Source organism: Massilia mucilaginosa, from assembly GCF_011682145.1.
GTDB classification, from domain to species: domain Bacteria; phylum Pseudomonadota; class Gammaproteobacteria; order Burkholderiales; family Burkholderiaceae_D; genus Telluria_A; species Telluria_A mucilaginosa.
Genome location: NZ_WHJH01000279.1, coordinates 1 through 286 on the forward strand (window position 1 = coordinate 1; position 286 = coordinate 286).

Genomic DNA, 286 nt, shown 5'->3' on the forward strand with positions numbered 1-286 from the left:
CCTTGACGCGCACGTGTTCATTATCGATGAACGGCGATGGCGGCGCGTACTCGGGCAGCACGCCCGGCGCGATGGAACGAATCTGCGGACGCGTGATCAAGGTGCAGTCGAGCACCTGGAACGATTCGAATCGCTCGTAGCCGCCGGCGCGGATCCGGATATGCATCCGCTCGCCCACCGTGAAATAGATGGCGCCGGCATAGCGACCCTTGACCGGATTGCCGTTGCCATCCTTGCGGCTGAACTTCCATTCCAGCGTCTCGCCGATCTGGTTAATATCGAAATT

1 protein-coding gene is annotated in these 286 nt (G+C 60.1%); it reads right to left on the reverse strand.

The genetic code is table 11. The features are described from left to right. The coding region (locus tag F2P45_RS34855) for a hypothetical protein (protein WP_166882730.1) at positions 1-286 on the reverse strand (286 nt) is incomplete at both ends.